The sequence below is a fragment of the Proteiniphilum saccharofermentans genome (assembly GCF_900095135.1).
Taxonomy (GTDB): Bacteria; Bacteroidota; Bacteroidia; order Bacteroidales; family Dysgonomonadaceae; genus Proteiniphilum; species Proteiniphilum saccharofermentans.
In genome coordinates this window covers 1,248,063-1,265,496 of sequence record NZ_LT605205.1, presented here as the reverse complement: position 1 = coordinate 1,265,496, position 17,434 = coordinate 1,248,063, and the positions used below count along the sequence as shown (strand labels likewise).

Genomic DNA, 17,434 nt, shown 5'->3' with positions numbered 1-17,434 from the left:
ATAGTTAATATTAGTTAAATTATTTCTCTCCGACCTGTCAGCGATATGATATGATTTTTTAACATAAAAAAACTATGGAATAAATGCAAAAAAAAGTCTTATCATTGTACTCGATTTTGACGCGTATTTCAATGAAACTATATATTTAAACTACCCGCCTCCACAGTCAGGGGGCTCTTTGTAGTGTCCACAGGCAATGCGCATGACTGAACTATTAAATATAAACTAAATTCACAATCAAAACTAAAACTAAATTGAATTGCATTATGGAGACAAAAAGACAATCAAAAAGTAAAGGAGTTTCAGCCGGTTTAATTATCCTTGGAAGTGCGATTATCGCTTCGGTTTTCTTCTTCTGGGTGTGTGGTCATCCAAGCCATTTCGACGACAAAGGCCATCCGCTGCAAGGGGACGTGTTCGGTATCCTTTACCAGGGAGGTTATGTAATTCCCCTGGTCATCACCCTGTTATTAACCGTACTGACCCTCTCCATCGAGCGTTTGTTTGCAATGAACAGGGCCAGCGGAAAGGACAAGAACGAACGGTTCGTATTACAGGCAAAGAAATTGATCGACAAGGGAGATATCAATGGGGCAACCGAACTCTGTGACGATCAGAAAGGCTCCATCGCCAATATCGTGAGGGAAGGACTGGTACGCTACAAGGACGTGGAAGACATCCCCAACATCACCAACGCCGACAAGGCCGAACTCATCCAGAAGGAGATCGACGAGGCCACCACCCTCGAGTTGCCATACCTCGAGAAGAACCTCAACATCATCGCAGCCATTTCCACGCTGGGGACGCTCTTCGGCCTGTTCGGTACCGTATTGGGGATGATCAGGGCCTTCTCGGCGATGGGACACGAGGGCGCGCCCGACTCAACTGCCCTGGCCGTCGGTATCTCGGAAGCACTGATGAACACCGCACTGGGTATCGGTACCGGCGCCCTGGCAATCATCACCTACACCTATTTCTCGGGAAGGATCCAACAAATGACCAATGCAATCGATGAAATAGGATTCGCCATAGGACAGTCGTTCGTCAAAACCCACGGGGGCTTGATTAAATAACATGGCTGTTTTATTTCGGGTTAAGTAATTAAAAAAACAACAATGGCTAAAGTAAAGAAACATAGCGTCTATATCGACATGACCGCCATGAGCGATGTGACGGTGCTCCTGCTCACGTTCTTCATGCTTACTTCAACCTTCCTCCCCCTGGAACCGGTAAGGGTCACCGCCCCGGCTTCCGTGATGGAGATAAAGGTCCCGGATTACAACGTGATCAATATACTGGTGGACCTGCGGGGAAAGGTATTCGTGAACATCGACCGCCCCGAGGTACGCCTCGAGGCACTGGAGAAGATGTCGGCAGAATATGGCGTGGCGCTGGACGACAGGCAGAAGAAGGCTTTCCTGGAACAGCCTTATATCGGGGTCCCGATGAACCGCCTGCCGGCTTTCCTGGACCTGCCTTTCGCGGAACAGGACGCGGCCATGAGGGAGTACGGCATTCCAAACGACAGCACCGACAACCAGTTCATCAACTGGGTACGGAAGGCAAGGGAAATAGACAGTGAAATGAAGATAACGATAAAGGCCGACCAGACCACCCCCTACCCCCTCGTGGAGGGCGTGATGAAGGACCTGGTGAAGATAAAGGCCAACCGTTACAGCCTGGTGACCGTCCTCAGGGGCGCGCCGGAAGGGTTTTAACTTTTATTTGAAAAGATATGGCAAGTATTGATACAGGCGGGGGAGAAGTAAAGAAAGGAAAACCCAAACAGGAGACCCTACGGGTCGATTTCACCCCCATGGTGGACATGAACATGTTGCTAATCACGTTCTTCATGCTCGTCACCACGCTTTCAAAACCGCAGGTGATGGAGATAGCGATGCCCTCCGACCAGAAAGTGGAGGACGAAGAGGCGCCAAAGGTGAAGGAATCGAAGGCGGTCACCCTTTTGTTGGGGGAAGACGACAAGGTATATTATTACTTCGGGAAGCTCAACGAGAGCGCCTACAGCGATTATACGGTCCTGAAGGAAACCACCTATTCGTCCAACACCTCCAATGAAGGGCTCAGGAGCATCCTGCTGGAAAGGAACGCGGATGCGGTGACCAAGATTCGCGACCTGAAACTCGAACGGGCGGAAAAGGGAAACAGGATGACGGAAGAGGAGTTCCGCGAACGCTCAAAGGAGATAAAAGGCGATGTGGACGCGCTCACGGTGATCATCAAGCCGATGGAGACGTCCAACTACAAGAACTTGGTGGACGCGCTGGACGAGATGCAGATATGCAGCGTCGGGAAATACGCCATCGTGGATGTGACCGAAGGGGACCTTTTCCTTGTGGAGAACTACAGGACCCAGGGGGCATTCGGCGACGCGAATTTAGCGCCCAGCAACCAATAAAAAAAGACACGATATGGATAAATTCATAAACTTAAACTCTCAGGAATGGTGCGACCTGGTATTCGAGGGGAGGAACAAACGGTACGGGGCGTACAGGCTGCGCCAGACTTCCTCCAAAAGGTACGCCTACGCATTTTTTGTTGTATTGGTCATTACGGCTATCGTCGCCATGCTGCCCCGACTGTACGGGGTGGTGGAGGACTTGACAAAAAAAGACCTCGGCCCCATGGAAGAAACGGTCGAGTTGTCGGTACTCCCGATTGAAGAGCAGGTTCCCGAGGAAAGCATTATCAAACAGGAAGATGCTCCCCCACCCCCTCCGATGAAGTCGACCATCCAGTTCGTACCGCCCGTGATCGCCAAAGACGAAGAAGTAACGGACAATGATTTTATGAAAACCCAGGAAGAATTGAAGTCTTCCACCCTCCAGATTTCCATCGCGGATGTCATGGGTACGGATGAGCAGCACGGGATCGATATCAGCGACTTGCGACAGACCAAAGTGGTAGTGGAGGAAAAGATCCAAGATGATAAACCGCTTGAATTTGCAGAGCAGGCGCCCTCCTTTCCGGGCGGACTGGAAGCTTTAAGTAAATTTTTGTCAGAAAATATCAGATATCCGGTCATGGCCCAGGAGAACGGTATCCAGGGCAAGGTAATCGTAAAATTCGTGGTCTCCAAGACCGGGGACATATCGAATATCCAGATCTTTCGCGGCGTTGATACTTCGCTTGACAGTGAAGCGGTCAGGGTAGTACAGGCAATGCCGAAATGGATCCCGGGGAAACAGAAAGGGAAAGCGGTTGCGGTCTATTTTACCCTTCCGGTAGAATTCAGGCTGCATAGTTAGCTTTTCATTGTCTGTTCAAAATTGATCAAAGGGTAAAGAACAAAATAATGCAAAACAGGAAACAGTCCGGTAATTTTAAGAGAGGCTTTTCACTGGTCCGGGGCATAATGATGGTCATCGTCTATGTATCGGTTGCTTATTTATTGGTCTTTACCCCTTTGTTCCGGGGAAGCATTCCTGCAGGGATAAGGATTGCATTTGGAGTAATCTTTACAGCTTATGGGATATTAAGAGGTTACAGGTTATGGAAAGAGCAATGAATCGCATAAAACCGGCACTTCTATTATTCTTAATTACCGGTACGCTTATTCTATCATCTTGCTATCAAAAGAATAGCAGATCCGATACGCCGACGTCAGGCATTGCCCAGATAGCGGTAGACGAGAGTTTTGCTCCCATTATTGAGGCAGGGATCAATGTGTTTGAGTCGCTGAACAGTGATGCTACGATCATCCCCGTTTATACTTCCGAATGGAATGCGTATGATTTGCTGATGCAAGACAGCATCCGGCTGGTCATTGGGACCCGTTTGTTAACGGAGCAGGAGCAAGCCATCCTCAAGGAACGGAAACAGCGGGTACGCAGCCAGAAAATCGCGATTGATGCTATTGCCCTGGTCACCCACAAAGAGAACAAAGACACTCTTTTGACGATCAACGATATAAGGGATATCTTGACAGGTAAGATCAAGAGCTGGAAACAGATAAATCCGGATTCCCCATTAGATTCTCTGACCGTAATGTTCGACACCCCTTATTCGGGTATGGTCCGCTACATACAGGACTCGTTTTGCGACAACCGTCCCTTCGGAAAGAATGTGAAGGCGTTGTCGTCAGACAGTTCGTCAGTCGATATAACCCGGGTACACTCACATGACAAAGTGATCGAATATGTCGCTTCGCACCCGGACGCGCTGGGATTTGTGGGTGTGAACTGGATCGCCAATCCTGTCGATACCACAAACCTCAGTTTTATCGATAACGTGAACGTCGTATCCGTGAGCGGTTCGGCGCAGGCTACTCCCGGCAACAGCCATAAGCCCTATCCTTACCAGCTGGCGCTGGAATTGGCGCACCGGGAATCCCCGCTTGAATTCCCGTCAGGCGGTTACCCGTTGATCCGCGATATATATATTATCATCACGGATGCTACCGGCGGCTTACCGTCCGGATTCTTTAACTTTATTGCCGGTGACCGGGGACAACGGATCATATTGAAATCGGGCATCCTGCCCGCAAACCGGCCAATCAGATTAATTCAGGTAACACAAGACTAAAATCCGCGACTAAATAGCGGTAAACATGCGCTATGGATCTATTTTTCTTTCATTTATCCGGTATATTGCCGGATAACTCTTTATTATTCCAGGTTCCGGCTGCGGCCATTACCCTGCCCACATTAAGCATATTTCCTTTTGAGACTTATTCAGAAAGAACAGGCTTATATATCGGGGCGCTCCTACTGTTGGTCATCACAATGATATTGCTACGTTTTTTTGAACGGATAAAGAGTAACCGCATGCTGCAACAAACAGAGCAGCGGCACAACGATATTTTCAAGAAGATCACCCATGAGTTCCGTGCTCCGCTCACCATTATCCTCGGATTAAGCAAACAGCTCCAGGAGCAGAAAGATTTCTCCAACAACAACTCGCTCACCTATCTTAATGCAATTGAGCGACAAGGGAGGTATCTCTCCGAGATGGTCAACCAGTTGCTCGATGTGGCCAATCTGTATGCGGCCGAAAAGACAGAAGAATGGAAAACCGGCAATATCGTCGCTTTTGTTGAGATGGTATCGGAAACCTTCCGTCTCTATGCCGGACAGAAGGAGATCGACCTGTACTTCTTCAGCGATGAAAAGGAGATCCAGACTGATTTTGTACCCGATTATCTCAATAAGATACTGCACAACCTTCTCTCTAACGCCGTCAAGTACAGCGACGAGGGTAGCCGTATCTATCTTATTCTGGAAAGGAACAAAAAAGACCGGAAAAAGGTAATCATCAAAGTGGTCGATCATGGAAAAGGGATCAGTAAGGAGATGCTGCCCCATATCTTTAAACTGCATTACACACGCCCGAACGTGGGCACGGAAACGCCCGCCGGCGAAGGAATAGGACTCGCCATTGCCAAACAGCTGACGGAAATCTCAGGCGGAACCATCCGTGTGGAGAGTGAAGAAGGGAAAGGGACGACATTTACGGTTGAAATGCCTGTCCGGAGAAACGAAAAGCAGCTATTCCCCCACTGGAAACCCGAAAAGGATACTCCTGCGACCATGGCCATTGTGAAGCCCCCGGTAAAGACGGAACACAAGGAACTTATCACACCCGAAGCCAATGAAAATGATCCCCGTCCTACCATCTTATTGGTGGAAGACAATAAGGATACTGCACTCTATATCCGATCCATGTTCCATCAGGAGCAATACAACATAATTTATGCCTCAAACGGGGAAAAAGCATGGAATATTCTGAATAAACAACTCCCCGATATCGTGATTACCGATGCAGTCATGCCGAAAAAAAGCGGTATTGAATTATGCAAAGAGATGAAGGCGTCGCCGCTGCTCAACCATATCCCCGTTATCATTATCTCCGCAAAAAACAGGGAATCCGATCTGATCGAAGGGTTAAAAAGCGGCGCCGACAGTTATATCCGAAAGCCTTTTCATCTGGAAGAGTTACAGGTACGTGTGGAAAATTTATTGGAGAATCGTCAACTGTTAAGGGAGAAATACCGCAGGACCGTGCTGAAAGAGGAGAAAGCAGCATCGTGCGACAATATCAATTCAGACTTCCTGATCCATGTTACCGATATCATCCACCGGGAAATGAAGAATCCGGACTTCACTTCCGTGAAATTGGCGCAGGAACTGGCCATCAGTGTTTCCCAACTGAATAGGAAACTGAACGCCGCCACAGGATATTCTTCCTCGGTTTACATCCTGCAGGTGAAGCTGAACCACGCCAGGAAACTCCTTTCCACGCAAAACAAGACCATCGGAGAAGTAGCGACGGAATGCGGCATCTACGATGTGAATTATTTCTCCCGGGTATTCAAAAGGCATATCGGAGTTACCCCCTCCCAATTCAAACGTTTGCCTCAAAATTAATGCATCAATAAACATTCACATTTATTATAAAAAACAGACAAAAAAGATTTTTATCGCTTAAAACGTTTTTTTCAAACAAAAGGGAAGATAGCACAAACATACAGTTAAATATCAATATATTATATTAAATAAATGCGCAAATCATGCTATAAACATTAAATGTTAAAGCGCATTCCGTCCTATATTTAACAAAATTAATCCTAACAATAAGCTATATAAAAATGTAAGTTTGCCATTGAATTATCAAGGCGCGGGTCAAGAGTAAATTTTGCCCCCCAACATTCGAAACATACAAAAAAACTATGTGGATAGCCGGGGAAAACGGTCTGAGTACAGAAAAAACCGGTTTTAACTTAACAAAAATGAAACATAAGTTAAAATAGGAGGCCATTATTATGCAATCTATTCGGGATTTGAGCATCTTATTTTTTAATATTTTTAAGACATTTATTAAAAATAAAAAGACAAATGAAGAGTAATCAAAGAAGCACTTCCAATCTGGATTTTTTTCGTCCGGGTCTGGTAATGATTATATCTGACAACAAATTACATAAATAAAGAGATCTATGAAGTACAAACTAATTCAAAAGCCCAATCCGCTTGAACCGAAAGTACAACGCAAGTGGTACGCCAGCCCTGTAAAAGTGGGTACGGTAAACAACTACCAGTTGAGCAAGGATATCGCCGCCAGGTCGCCCCTTACGCGAAGCGTGGTAATGAATGTGATAGAGAAGATGGGGGATGAAATTCCTCGTTATTTAACGAAAGGGTACAGTGTGAATCTGAGCGATCTCGGCACATTACGGCTTTCGCTCTCCAGTGAAGGTGTAGATACTCCTGAAAAATTCTCAAAAGAAAACATTGAGAACGTACGTATAATATTTACGCCCTCTCCCGAGTTAAAACGTACCCTGTTGAACGTGCAATACGAAAGGACGGAATAAGAAAAGCCGATTCAAAATGTCATACTAAGGAGATAAGAGGTATTTCATCCGGAACTTCCTACAAATTATGGAGTACTACACACTTTTAATACATAGAGGTTCAATATTTTAAATTAAATTCATCACTACAAAATGAAAAAAATCTATTTTAGTCTGATAACAATAACCATATTGTTATTTACGGCCTGCAACAACAATGATGTGCCGGGCAATGAGGAAACAAAGGAGACAGGAACGTTGAGGGCGACGATCTCCTTCGGAGGGGAAAGCGTCACACCCAATGCGCAAGCGACAACCAGAGCCGCTTCATCGACCGCGATTCCCACGGTCAGTTGGGCCAATGTGAACCAGATACAGCTGTTCCTGTATAAAGAGGACGGGGCAATCACATTTACCAAAACCCTGATACCGGGCGATGCTACAAATCCGGAAGCAAATGATGGGCGGGTTTTCGATATCCCCAACATCCCATTAGGAGACTATAAGCTGGCTTTGATTGCCAATGCCAGTAACAGCAAAGACAACGTGACAACGTCAATTAACGGGGGACAAACCTGGGGAACCGAATTTAACAGTAGTAATATCAATCAGGCCACAAAAATCGGCGACCTTCTTGTGGATTTGAAAGAAAAACAGTTGCCCTACCTGCCTGATACCCTTGTGGGTTTTACTGATCGAAAGGGATATGAAAAGCCATCAGAGATATTTACGGTTATTGACGTGCCAGTAAGTATTAAAGGAGGGCAGACGGCGGACGTGAAGCCCGGGGCACTCAAACGAGAGATATCATTGATGCGCACCCGTTTCGATATCACCACCGTACTTGATGGAACACCTGAAGAAGTGGCTTTCTATAAAGCCAACAGGGAAAAGGTTGATTTCGACACCGATAGCAGTTTTATTGTTGTACAGTGCCTGCCCAAATATTTCAGTTTGGCAAACGGCATGTCGGCCGAGTCGGATACCACAAGGATACTTGTGGCCGCTACCGGGGATAAGACTTATATGGATGCCGATCCTCAGGAAGGGTACAAGTCGAATGGCGATGGTACTCCTAAGATAATCGATGGTCTGTTCACCCGTTGGAATGACATCCGTATTTTCCCGAATGTAGCAGGTAGAGGCGAAAGTACGGACATAACGGACAAAGAATATTTCATCATTATCTCTGCCTGGGTTGACCTTGAGGAAGGCGAGACTTACACATACGCCGATGGCAAAAGAGCTTCCAAACCGCAACGTGTATTTTGGTGGGCAAAAATAAATGACCCATTTACCAGGAATGTGATCCGTGAAGTCAATTTAACGCTGAAATCGGCAGGGTATCTCGAATTCCCCGATGGACCGACTGAACAAGGTGGCCTTACTATCGAAATTGGCGCTCCCGAAGAATGGAATCCTATCATCGAAGATACCAATATGGATATCTGATCTTTTTATCGGAAGCGATAAAAAGCAGCGACAATTAACAATCAGCCTTTTCCTCTGCCCAGCCCGCCACCGCGCAGGTGGCTACCGTGCGGGGGAAAAGGATTTCACCAAGCCCTGGTCTGTCTCTAAATAAAACATTAGGAATGAATACGATAAAAGGGATCATCCTCATAACCAGCCTTATTTTCTTCGCATCGTGTACCTTCGACTATTTCGAAGATGAGACCAATTATATGATATATGCCCCCAAGGCATGCGCCGAACTGAGAACCGATGACTACAGGATAGAGGATATACATATCTATATTTATAAAGAAATGCTGGAGAAACAAAAGACAGCCTGTTTCCCCTTTCAGGAGAATCCCCGGATGAAAATGGGATATTTCAATTTCAGGCTGTACCCGGGATCGTATTTGAGTTATTGTTTTGCCGACACAGAGGGTCTCAGTTTCAATGATGTGGAATCTTACCGGAGCGCTGTATTCGGCCTGCCGGAATCCGATAACGGCGAGTACCACTATCCCGGTTCCCTTACCGAGTTTTCAGTAAATGTCATCAATTCGGAAATCGAATATCCGGCGCCAATAAAAACAGATACCGTCCTTTTCAACAAACGTTATAGCGGAAGAATTTGCATAGCATTCGAAAAATTGACGGATATCAATCCCCTATTGACGTATAATAATATAAGCAGCATAAAGATCGAAGCGACCGGAGTAGGCACCTACCAGAACCTTGCCTTATTGACCGATTCGATCCATACGCGTTCGGGCAGATATACCCCGTCGGATAAAGTGATGATGGAATGCATCCCCTACGAAAATCCGCTGGAAGGATATCTGGAAAGATATGATTTCGGCATAGACGGCTACTTTTTTCCCTCGCTGAACGATGAAGAGGAAGGCAGTAGCATCACTCTGTGGATGGATTTCATCGACCACGACGGGAATTCTATACATGCGTTCCCCTTAGGCGTTTCGGAAACACTCCACATGAATCAAACTATATATATAGGAACTGACGGAGTCAGCACCGTGGTATTGGAAATAGACGGTCCCGAACAATGGGATCCTGGAATAGAGCATGGCGATGGAGGCATGGGGATTTAAACAACAAATAACTAAATAAACATATACTTGGAGATGAAACATTTTTTACGATACGCTATATTATCGGGGCTTTTTCTTCTTCCGGTTTTAGCCGGTCAAACTATCCGTGCGCAAGCCATCAAAACCAACATCCCGCTCACCCTGACAGGTAATCCCAATATAGGCTTTGAGTGGTCGGTAGGACGGCAAATGACCGTCAATGCCGACGTCTTATGGGCTCCTTACATGTTCAAGAAAAACGAAGAAGTTTTCCGGGCATTGATAGGAAGCGTCGATTTCAGGTATTACATCAATCCCAGGTATTACTATACGAACGACCTGTGGGATGGATTTTATGTCGGTCCTTATGCTATGGCGGGCAATTTCAATATTGGGTTGAAAAGAAAGGATGAAAGCAAAACCAACTACCGCCATAAGGGATGGGGCGTATCGAGCGGGATTACCTGCGGATACAAGTTCTACCTGTCCGCCCGGTTCAGGCTCGATGTGAACATAGGAGCGGGTTACGCGCATCTTCAATATGATAAGTACCAATTGGGTGGTGAATACGCCAATTTTCCCCTTGAAATAAAAAAGACAAGAGGCTACGTCGGCCCTACCAAGGCCGGAGTACATATTATTTATAATATTTTTAAGTAAAGAAGCCGTATGTCTAACTATTATAGAACAATATCCGTCAGTAACGCTGTCTTAGTGGTCCTCCTTATGGTCATTTTCACCGCCAAGGTTCTGTCGCAGGACGAAAGAATGGCGGCAGAGGGAGACCGGAGAGCCCGTGGCATTGAAGCCAAAGCCGACCGCGGATTCGCCCGGCAGGATTTCGACAAAGCCATGCAGATCTATGAGACGGCATTCAAAGACAATATACTGAGCCCGGACTATTCGGCAAAATTGCACCTGAAAACGGCCCGCCTATACCTGACCCTGCTCGAGTATGTATCGGCAATACCTCACTACGATGCCGCCATGGCATTAAACGACGATCTGTTCGACACGTCCGATGTATGCAATTATCTGGATGCCTTGCGCTTTTCCGGACAAAAAATGAAAGCGATCGGAGTAGCCAGGAAATACGCTTATCGCGACGCGTATCATTCCGACCGGCGTTTCCAGAATATTTTACATGCGTTCGATTACGAAGAAGGATTCCTGCCTATCGGCGCACCCGAATTCAATGTGGAAGCGCTGGAAGAAATAAATACGGCCAACTCCGAATTCTGGGTCGGCGAAGTGAATGGCGAATATTTCTATGCGACCAGCAACAGCCGCTTCCATGATCCCCACAAAAAGTTTTACCATCGCACCCGGTATTTCCCGTTGGGCTCCAAAGCGTCAGGCGGTCCGGAAACAGGGAAAAGAGGTGAAAACTCACTGTTGGACAGGATCCCCCAGGCCATGCAAAACGGCGCGCTTTCTCTGTCGAACGACCTGGCGAGCATGATCATCACCGGCGTTCGTTACGAAAAAGGGGGAAGTATCGCTATCACCGATGAGGGAATTAACACCTTTCAGACAAAACTCTATTCCTCACGCTACAATACCAGGCGCAAGGGATGGTCATCGTTTACGGAACTCTTCCCCGGCGGCGAAAAACATTCTTATTCGCACCCGTTCCTGTTCAATAACGACCAATCGTTCCTGTTCGCCTCCGATATGCCGGGAGGATACGGAGGATACGACATTTACGTTATCCACTGGGATGAAGAAAAAAACGACTGGGGATTGCCGGTAAACCTGGGAGCCCACGTGAATACCGCAGGAGATGAAATTACACCCTCATTTTTTGAGAATTCACTCATTTTCGCCTCTAACGGCCACACCGGATTCGGAGGATATGACCTCTACGCCATAGAATATATGGACGGAAAGGTTACCGTAGGCAGTTTAATGCATTTCAGCTATCCGGTCAATACGGTTTTCAACGATTTCAACATGCTCAGGATCGATGAAAACAGCGGTTATATTATTTCAGATCGCAATCCTGCGAACAAAGATGACATCTATTATTTTGAGCGGAACATCAATTTCGGGACCTCAACCTCATCGTCCGCAATGTCGGATAGTAAGTTGATTTTAAGCAATCTGATCAATCTCCCGACCAACAACCTGCCTTCGGCCGCTCCCCGCGTGGAGGTATTGCCCAGGCATACCATTTCAGAGCTTGCGCTAAGCCTGTTCTTCGATTTTGACTCTTTTGAACTGAACAACAGGGCGCTGGTACAACTCAACGACTGGATTGCCCATGTGGACACCAGCCGTATAGACTCTCTTCTAATGGAAGGGTATGCCGATGAGTTCGGGGAAGAGAAATACAATGTGGAATTGTCGGAAAAAAGGGCAAACACAGTCGCCGCTTACCTGAATTCAGCCGGGATCAATGTCGACCTGAAGACTGTAGGAAAAGGCATGATACCCCTGTTGGACGATTTAAAGAAAGAAGAGGGGGAAACTTTCGATAATATCCCTCTGTCAATCGCATTGAAAAAACCGGTGTGGCTGACCAAAGAAGCAAGACGTGTAGATATAATAGCAACAATCAAATAAAAAGAAAAAAGCGATGAACTACAAAAAGAATGTGATCAGAGTAGCGTTTTCGGCAATCCTGTTTCTGTTTCTCTGCGGAAATGCCCGGGCGCAATACATGCCGATTGTTTACGACAGAACGTACGGCAATGATATGGAGTATCAACATACCTGTCCTGTTTCGCAGGGGGAAGTAGCGCTTGTCGGGAACAGCGACCGGCAAACGACCGTCACATGGGTGAAGAGAGACGGTGAGGTTTTATTTTCCCAGGCGCTTCCCAAAAGGTTTACCATCGTAAACAATGTTTACCATATCGGCGACAATAAATTGCTTATTATCGGACAGTCGCAGGATTGGACATCCCGCAGGACCGAAAAGAATATCTGCGGAAGAGCGGTCATTGTAGACAATACCGGTACCGTCCTGAATGATGTGTACGCTGGGAGCAACGGCAGTGAGTTCTTTTGTGGAGGCCAGCTCAAAGACGGGAACCTTATTTTAGGCGGCTATGAACCAAATGCCGCAGGCGTACGTCTGGGGATGCTGACCAAGGTCGATACGACAGGCCAGTCAATCTATAAATATGTTTCTGAAGAGAGCGGCCCGTGCATCGGGTTTGAAGTGCTGGGCAGTATGACCGAATATGTGCATGCCGTATTCACCTCCGCCGAAAGCACGGTCTCTTCGGTTGCAAGCCTCGACAGCAAAGGGAAAGTGGTTTTCGTCACCAAATTCCCCGAAGAAGGGCTTGCGGTCAACAGGATGATCACAACCCAGGATGATTTCCTCTTTCTTATCGGGAACAGCTATGTGAGCGGTGGGCGTGTCATCAAGATACGGCCGGAAGGGGATATCGTATTCAACAAGGAGATCGTTCCTTCCTCATCCAATACCACGATCGACCACCTGTTTATGACAAACAACGGCAACTTATTGGTAGGAGGCAACGGTGGCGACGGCAAAAGTTACTATTCCCTTTTACGTAACGACGGTACGGAACTGCAGAAATACATCGTTTCCGGTTCTATTTCCGGTATGGGGATCAATGCCGTTACGGGAGAATCGGTAATCGCGAGCTTCGACAACGCAACCGGAAGAGGCACCATCACCGGCCTGTCGAAAGACGGACGGCAGACATACCAGAAATCCACGGACGGGAACTTCGATGAAGTACATTTCACATCCAACGGCATCTTTCTGGCCGAAAGCCTTTCGGGACGGCTTTGCATGTTATCACCGTCAGGCGAGTTATTATTCGACCGTCATGCCACGGAAGAAGGTAAGACCACCTTCGAAGAGGTCATATTTGTTTCCAACGGAGATATTCTCTTTAAAGGGGTAAAGAACAGGCTCGTCAAATTAAGCCACGGGTTATATGTATCCGATATAAAGATCAATAAACCTGTTGATGGATATATCACCGCGCTGTTCAGCGTGACCCTCACGGGCTATCCCACTTCAGACCAGGGCGCACCAATGCCGGTACGCGTGGAATATTTCACGAAAGACGGGACGGCAAACCAAAAGGACCATTACAGCCCGGTAAAGGGAAGCCTCTCCTTTATCCCTGCAAGCGACGGCGCAGGACGCTATATGACCAAACAGGATATTGAAGTGCCCATCAAGACCAACAACCTGTTTGAAGGACAAAAGATGTTCGAATTGAACTTGGCCAATGTAGAACATAGCTATTTGGTAAAGCCGGTCGGCGTAGCCACGATAGAAGACCAGGAAGCTGTGATAAAACAGATAAACACGCAGAACGGACTGGAAGGACAAAAGGATGTGGTATATGAATTGGGAATATTCAAAACCAACGGCCAAAAACTGATCAATGCAACCGGGTCGGATATCATCATTGAAGGTAATTACGGGAAAGGTACAGCCGACAAACTAGACTTCGACATGGGCGTCGCCCCGAGGCTTGTCATCGGGAAAGGCGCTTCCAGCGGCTCGTTCCATGTAAACACGCTTATCGATACCCGGTACGAATTACCCAAATCGGTAGTAGTTGATTTCAACAATATACTCACGATCAATAATGTAACAATAGGGTTTGAAGGAACTGTGCTCAGTTGCCGGGGAATGATCATCGACCAGCCGGCCACCATCGGCATTACCTCGTTGGGAGACCACGGACGTATGAACAATATCGTTTCGGGATTTTTCAAACTCGCCCTCCTGCGGGCATCCGACGGGCACCCCCTGACCAATACGACAGGAGGAGATATCGGCATTGCATGTTCTATCCTGCCCCAAACAACGGCTGGGGAAGGAAAAGACTTCGTCCTTACCAATATGCATAATTTAAGGGTATTGGGTGACGGGAACCGCAGTGCGATCAATCTGGACGGTATCGTGTTGTTCAATCAGGAGAGTTCGGGTGTGAAGAAAATTGTGATAGGGATCGATTCCATCACCAAACCCGACAATGCGCCTGATATCATTGTAGCACCGAAAATGGCATCCGCCGAATTTTCGATTATTGAATAAATCAAAGAGGTAGAGCAAAACGAGTGGGGCGCCTCCCACAGAGGGAGCCCCCACTTATTTTTATCGGTACGCTCGTGTTCTATATGACTATTTTATTTTTTTGAAACCAAAACGTATTGCAATAATGAAACAACCCGGTAAATATATCATATATCTGCTTTTCGGCCTGTTTACCGCCTCAGCGCTCATGCCCTCCTGCACCGATGGAAACGGACCGGATGACCTCAAGCCGACGGATAGAGTTTCGCTATCCATCTCTTTTCATTCTGCGCAAACAAGGGCTGAAAACGGAGTAAGAGGGACTGAAATTGACGTAGAAAGCGAAAGCAAGATCTACAGCCTGGCAGTACTGGTTTTCAAAAGCGGGAGCGATGAATTGGATGGAAGCAAATTCATCAATCGGGAACTGAAAGACACGCAAGACGCCCAGGATAGGGAAGATTACAAGGAATTAGAAGAAATAAAGGAAATCGAGCTTACTCCCGGCGTACGGGATATCTATATCATCGCCAATGCCCCGGACGGGCATTTTAGTGGTGTTACCGACCGGACCTCTTTCAAGGCGAAACTCGAGGATCTGAGTGCCCAGAAAGTATATGGCTTTCAGGAAGGTGAATCATCCGGCGATACCCCAATAGGGGGTGAGGATCCGGTGGATCGCTATACCAATCTTGTGATGTCCCAATCGTTTATTGGGTTGACTATCGAAGGAGGCGAAAAGCAATATCTGGGTTACACTGAAGAAGAACTGCCTGAAGGCGCAACACCTCTCAACGAGGGGAAACCCGTTGAACTGGTACGCCTTGTGGCAAGGGTGGCCATCCAGAAAATAGCGTTCGAACTCCCGGCAGAATTGACATTTGACGGGATCAAGACAACTGATTACAACCAGTATGTGGATACCGTTTTCATGATAAATGCAAAAACTTCTTCCACCTATTTCCCGGGAGAAACCGGGTTCACAGGGCCGGACGGTTCTTTCGTGCACGGGAATATCCCTGGATATAATTTTCTGAAGGGTAAACTCTCCAATATTTCTGGCGAAAGTACCTATGCCGACTACCTCAGTAAGCCTGTCAATTTTCCGGAGTACGATATAGAAAATAATCAGGTGCCTCTGTGGTTCTATGCCTTTGAGAACAGCCAAAGCAACACATACCCTACCGGTTTTGTGATTGGTGTGAAATACCAGTACAAGAACACGCAGGATAGTGAATTGGAGGTAAAGAAAGCCTATTACGTGGTGACTGTCAACCGTGCAGGAGCAGGGTCTGCCAATCATAACTTTATCAAGCGGAACAACCAGTATGGCATCAAAGTAACGATAAAAGGGTTGGGAAGTTACGTGGGCGATTATCCGAGATCGGCAGGAATTGGCGCGCTTCGTGCGACGGGTTTTCTTTCGTCGCAAGATACGGATGGAGTAATGGAAATAGAGGAAACAGTCGGGCCAAACCTGTTCCCATGGACCGGCGACATATATAAATAATTCAGGAGATGATGAATACAAGCACATTCAAAACAGGCACACATCATTTGTATGTAGTAACCGCTTTGTTGTGGGTCGTCCTTACAATTTCCTGCAACGACCGGAACGTAGTCGATCCGCAAGAATCGGCCGAGTCGCGCCTGTCGTTACAAATGAGAGCGGCGAATGCGGAAACCTTTGCGGCCAATACCTCCCTTTATATGTTCAACGCCAGCGACAGATTTTGGGAGAAAAAACTGAACGTAACGCAAGAAGGGAACAAGCTTTCCACGGATGTAGCCATTGGCACTTGGAACATCGTATTGTTGACCTGCGATAAGGAAGAGTATATCCGGCAAAACATCACCTTGCCGTCTCCCCTATCGCCAATGGGAAGTGCAATCATGTGGCAAACGCCTGTCACAACAGACGGGCTATTTTTGTCCCAGACCCCTTCCGAGTTGAGGTATGGATTGCTGCGGGATGTTGTGATAAAACAGGATGAAGTCACTGAAAAAAGTACGCTCCTATACCGCAATGTGGCCAAAGTGCAAGTAATCCTGAAACACTACGAGGGTTTCGACCCGGTCACGGATGATAACAAGGCTATGGCGTATGCGGAACTATTGGATGTTCCCACATCATTGGCATGGACTGGAAAACTATATCCGAACGGGGATTCACCGGCTGTTTCGGATAAACCGATACGGGAAAATTTCGAGTTTGATGGAGCAGGTAAAGCCGACACGCTGAATTTTATCGTGCCGGCCCATAGGGGCGATGACGCTTTCATCACGAACGAAGAGGGCATATTGGTGCAAAATCCGGCAGCCGTGGATACCACGGAACACAAATTAAAGTTGCGTGTTTCCATGCCGTCAGGCGGTAAGGAATATTTCGGGAAAAGCGCCAATGGCATAGAAATCCCTATCGTGCCGAAAATCAACAGCATTATGCAGGTGAATGTGACATTTCATGGTAAAACCTCGCTGGATATCAAGATCGGTGTAAAACCGTGGGAAGACTGGATCATCCAGGAGGAAGAATTTCAATAATCACCGGATTTAGCGGGTATAAGT

Annotated in this window: 15 protein-coding genes; all 15 read left to right on the top strand. The window is 47.0% G+C overall.

Going from position 1 to position 17,434, the window contains the following annotated elements; genetic code table 11:
• Positions 1-266 precede the first annotated feature (266 nt).
• The 15 genes from PSM36_RS04875 to PSM36_RS04805 all read left to right on the top strand — a co-directional run bounded on the left by PSM36_RS04875 (position 267) and on the right by PSM36_RS04805 (position 17,410).
• Complete coding sequence (locus tag PSM36_RS04875; protein ID WP_019537767.1) at positions 267-1,073, top strand: MotA/TolQ/ExbB proton channel family protein; 807 nt, start codon at positions 267-269, stop codon at positions 1,071-1,073.
• 42 nt (positions 1,074-1,115) lie between these two features.
• Positions 1,116-1,718: an ExbD/TolR family protein gene (locus PSM36_RS04870; protein ID WP_019537768.1), complete on the top strand. Its 603-nt coding sequence runs from the start codon at positions 1,116-1,118 to the stop codon at positions 1,716-1,718.
• Positions 1,719-1,735: 17 nt separating this feature from the next.
• Positions 1,736-2,419: an ExbD/TolR family protein gene (locus PSM36_RS04865; protein WP_019537769.1), complete on the top strand. Its 684-nt coding sequence runs from the start codon at positions 1,736-1,738 to the stop codon at positions 2,417-2,419.
• A 13-nt stretch (positions 2,420-2,432) separates the two neighbouring features.
• Complete coding sequence (locus PSM36_RS04860; protein ID WP_019537770.1) at positions 2,433-3,269, top strand: energy transducer TonB; 837 nt, start codon at positions 2,433-2,435, stop codon at positions 3,267-3,269.
• A gap of 47 nt (positions 3,270-3,316) precedes the next feature.
• Positions 3,317-3,529 carry a hypothetical protein gene (locus tag PSM36_RS04855; RefSeq protein ID WP_019537771.1) on the top strand — a complete coding sequence of 71 codons (213 nt, stop codon included), beginning with the start codon at positions 3,317-3,319 and terminating at the stop codon, positions 3,527-3,529.
• On the top strand, positions 3,526-4,545 hold the full coding sequence (locus PSM36_RS04850; RefSeq protein WP_019537772.1) for a PstS family phosphate ABC transporter substrate-binding protein: 1,020 nt from the start codon (positions 3,526-3,528) through the stop codon (positions 4,543-4,545). Before PSM36_RS04855 ends, PSM36_RS04850 begins: the two co-directional genes overlap by 4 nt.
• Positions 4,546-4,577: 32 nt before the next feature.
• Positions 4,578-6,386 carry a hybrid sensor histidine kinase/response regulator transcription factor gene (locus PSM36_RS04845; protein ID WP_076929340.1) on the top strand — a complete coding sequence of 603 codons (1,809 nt, stop codon included), beginning with the start codon at positions 4,578-4,580 and terminating at the stop codon, positions 6,384-6,386.
• A gap of 566 nt (positions 6,387-6,952) precedes the next feature.
• Positions 6,953-7,330 carry an HU family DNA-binding protein gene (locus PSM36_RS04840; protein WP_019537774.1) on the top strand — a complete coding sequence of 126 codons (378 nt, stop codon included), beginning with the start codon at positions 6,953-6,955 and terminating at the stop codon, positions 7,328-7,330.
• A gap of 132 nt (positions 7,331-7,462) precedes the next feature.
• A complete protein-coding gene (locus tag PSM36_RS04835) occupies positions 7,463-8,761 on the top strand; it encodes a FimB/Mfa2 family fimbrial subunit (protein WP_139224121.1) in 1,299 nt (432 codons plus the stop codon).
• Positions 8,762-8,904: 143 nt separating this feature from the next.
• A complete protein-coding gene (locus PSM36_RS04830) occupies positions 8,905-9,870 on the top strand; it encodes a hypothetical protein (RefSeq protein ID WP_019537776.1) in 966 nt (321 codons plus the stop codon).
• A 33-nt stretch (positions 9,871-9,903) separates the two neighbouring features.
• Positions 9,904-10,509: a DUF3575 domain-containing protein gene (locus PSM36_RS04825; protein ID WP_019537777.1), complete on the top strand. Its 606-nt coding sequence runs from the start codon at positions 9,904-9,906 to the stop codon at positions 10,507-10,509.
• A 9-nt stretch (positions 10,510-10,518) separates the two neighbouring features.
• Positions 10,519-12,414 (top strand): OmpA family protein, encoded by a 1,896-nt coding sequence (locus PSM36_RS04820; protein WP_052319797.1) that lies wholly within the window; start codon positions 10,519-10,521, stop codon positions 12,412-12,414.
• A gap of 13 nt (positions 12,415-12,427) precedes the next feature.
• The gene (locus tag PSM36_RS04815) at positions 12,428-14,887 is read left to right on the top strand and encodes a Calx-beta domain-containing protein (protein ID WP_019537779.1); all 2,460 of its coding nucleotides are present in this window, start codon (positions 12,428-12,430) and stop codon (positions 14,885-14,887) included.
• 124 nt (positions 14,888-15,011) lie between these two features.
• Complete coding sequence (locus PSM36_RS04810; RefSeq protein ID WP_019537780.1) at positions 15,012-16,376, top strand: fimbrial protein; 1,365 nt, start codon at positions 15,012-15,014, stop codon at positions 16,374-16,376.
• An 8-nt stretch (positions 16,377-16,384) separates the two neighbouring features.
• Positions 16,385-17,410, top strand: a complete 1,026-nt coding sequence (locus tag PSM36_RS04805) for a FimB/Mfa2 family fimbrial subunit (protein ID WP_019537781.1) — start codon at positions 16,385-16,387, stop codon at positions 17,408-17,410.
• Positions 17,411-17,434 lie beyond the last annotated feature (24 nt).

What these genes read in the sequence shown, in the direction of transcription:
- PSM36_RS04855 (WP_019537771.1), top strand. Translation starts at nt 3,317, where the DNA reads ATGCAAAACAGGAAACAGTCCGGTAATTTTAAGAGAGGCTTTTCACTG.
- PSM36_RS04815 (WP_019537779.1), top strand. Translation starts at nt 12,428, where the DNA reads ATGAACTACAAAAAGAATGTGATCAGAGTAGCGTTTTCGGCAATCCTG.
- PSM36_RS04875 (WP_019537767.1), top strand. Translation starts at nt 267, where the DNA reads ATGGAGACAAAAAGACAATCAAAAAGTAAAGGAGTTTCAGCCGGTTTA.
- PSM36_RS04860 (WP_019537770.1), top strand. Translation starts at nt 2,433, where the DNA reads ATGGATAAATTCATAAACTTAAACTCTCAGGAATGGTGCGACCTGGTA.
- PSM36_RS04835 (WP_139224121.1), top strand. Translation starts at nt 7,463, where the DNA reads ATGAAAAAAATCTATTTTAGTCTGATAACAATAACCATATTGTTATTT.
- PSM36_RS04850 (WP_019537772.1), top strand. Translation starts at nt 3,526, where the DNA reads ATGAATCGCATAAAACCGGCACTTCTATTATTCTTAATTACCGGTACG.
- PSM36_RS04865 (WP_019537769.1), top strand. Translation starts at nt 1,736, where the DNA reads ATGGCAAGTATTGATACAGGCGGGGGAGAAGTAAAGAAAGGAAAACCC.
- PSM36_RS04820 (WP_052319797.1), top strand. Translation starts at nt 10,519, where the DNA reads ATGTCTAACTATTATAGAACAATATCCGTCAGTAACGCTGTCTTAGTG.
- PSM36_RS04840 (WP_019537774.1), top strand. Translation starts at nt 6,953, where the DNA reads ATGAAGTACAAACTAATTCAAAAGCCCAATCCGCTTGAACCGAAAGTA.
- PSM36_RS04810 (WP_019537780.1), top strand. Translation starts at nt 15,012, where the DNA reads ATGAAACAACCCGGTAAATATATCATATATCTGCTTTTCGGCCTGTTT.
- PSM36_RS04845 (WP_076929340.1), top strand. Translation starts at nt 4,578, where the DNA reads ATGGATCTATTTTTCTTTCATTTATCCGGTATATTGCCGGATAACTCT.
- PSM36_RS04825 (WP_019537777.1), top strand. Translation starts at nt 9,904, where the DNA reads ATGAAACATTTTTTACGATACGCTATATTATCGGGGCTTTTTCTTCTT.
- PSM36_RS04870 (WP_019537768.1), top strand. Translation starts at nt 1,116, where the DNA reads ATGGCTAAAGTAAAGAAACATAGCGTCTATATCGACATGACCGCCATG.
- PSM36_RS04805 (WP_019537781.1), top strand. Translation starts at nt 16,385, where the DNA reads ATGATGAATACAAGCACATTCAAAACAGGCACACATCATTTGTATGTA.
- PSM36_RS04830 (WP_019537776.1), top strand. Translation starts at nt 8,905, where the DNA reads ATGAATACGATAAAAGGGATCATCCTCATAACCAGCCTTATTTTCTTC.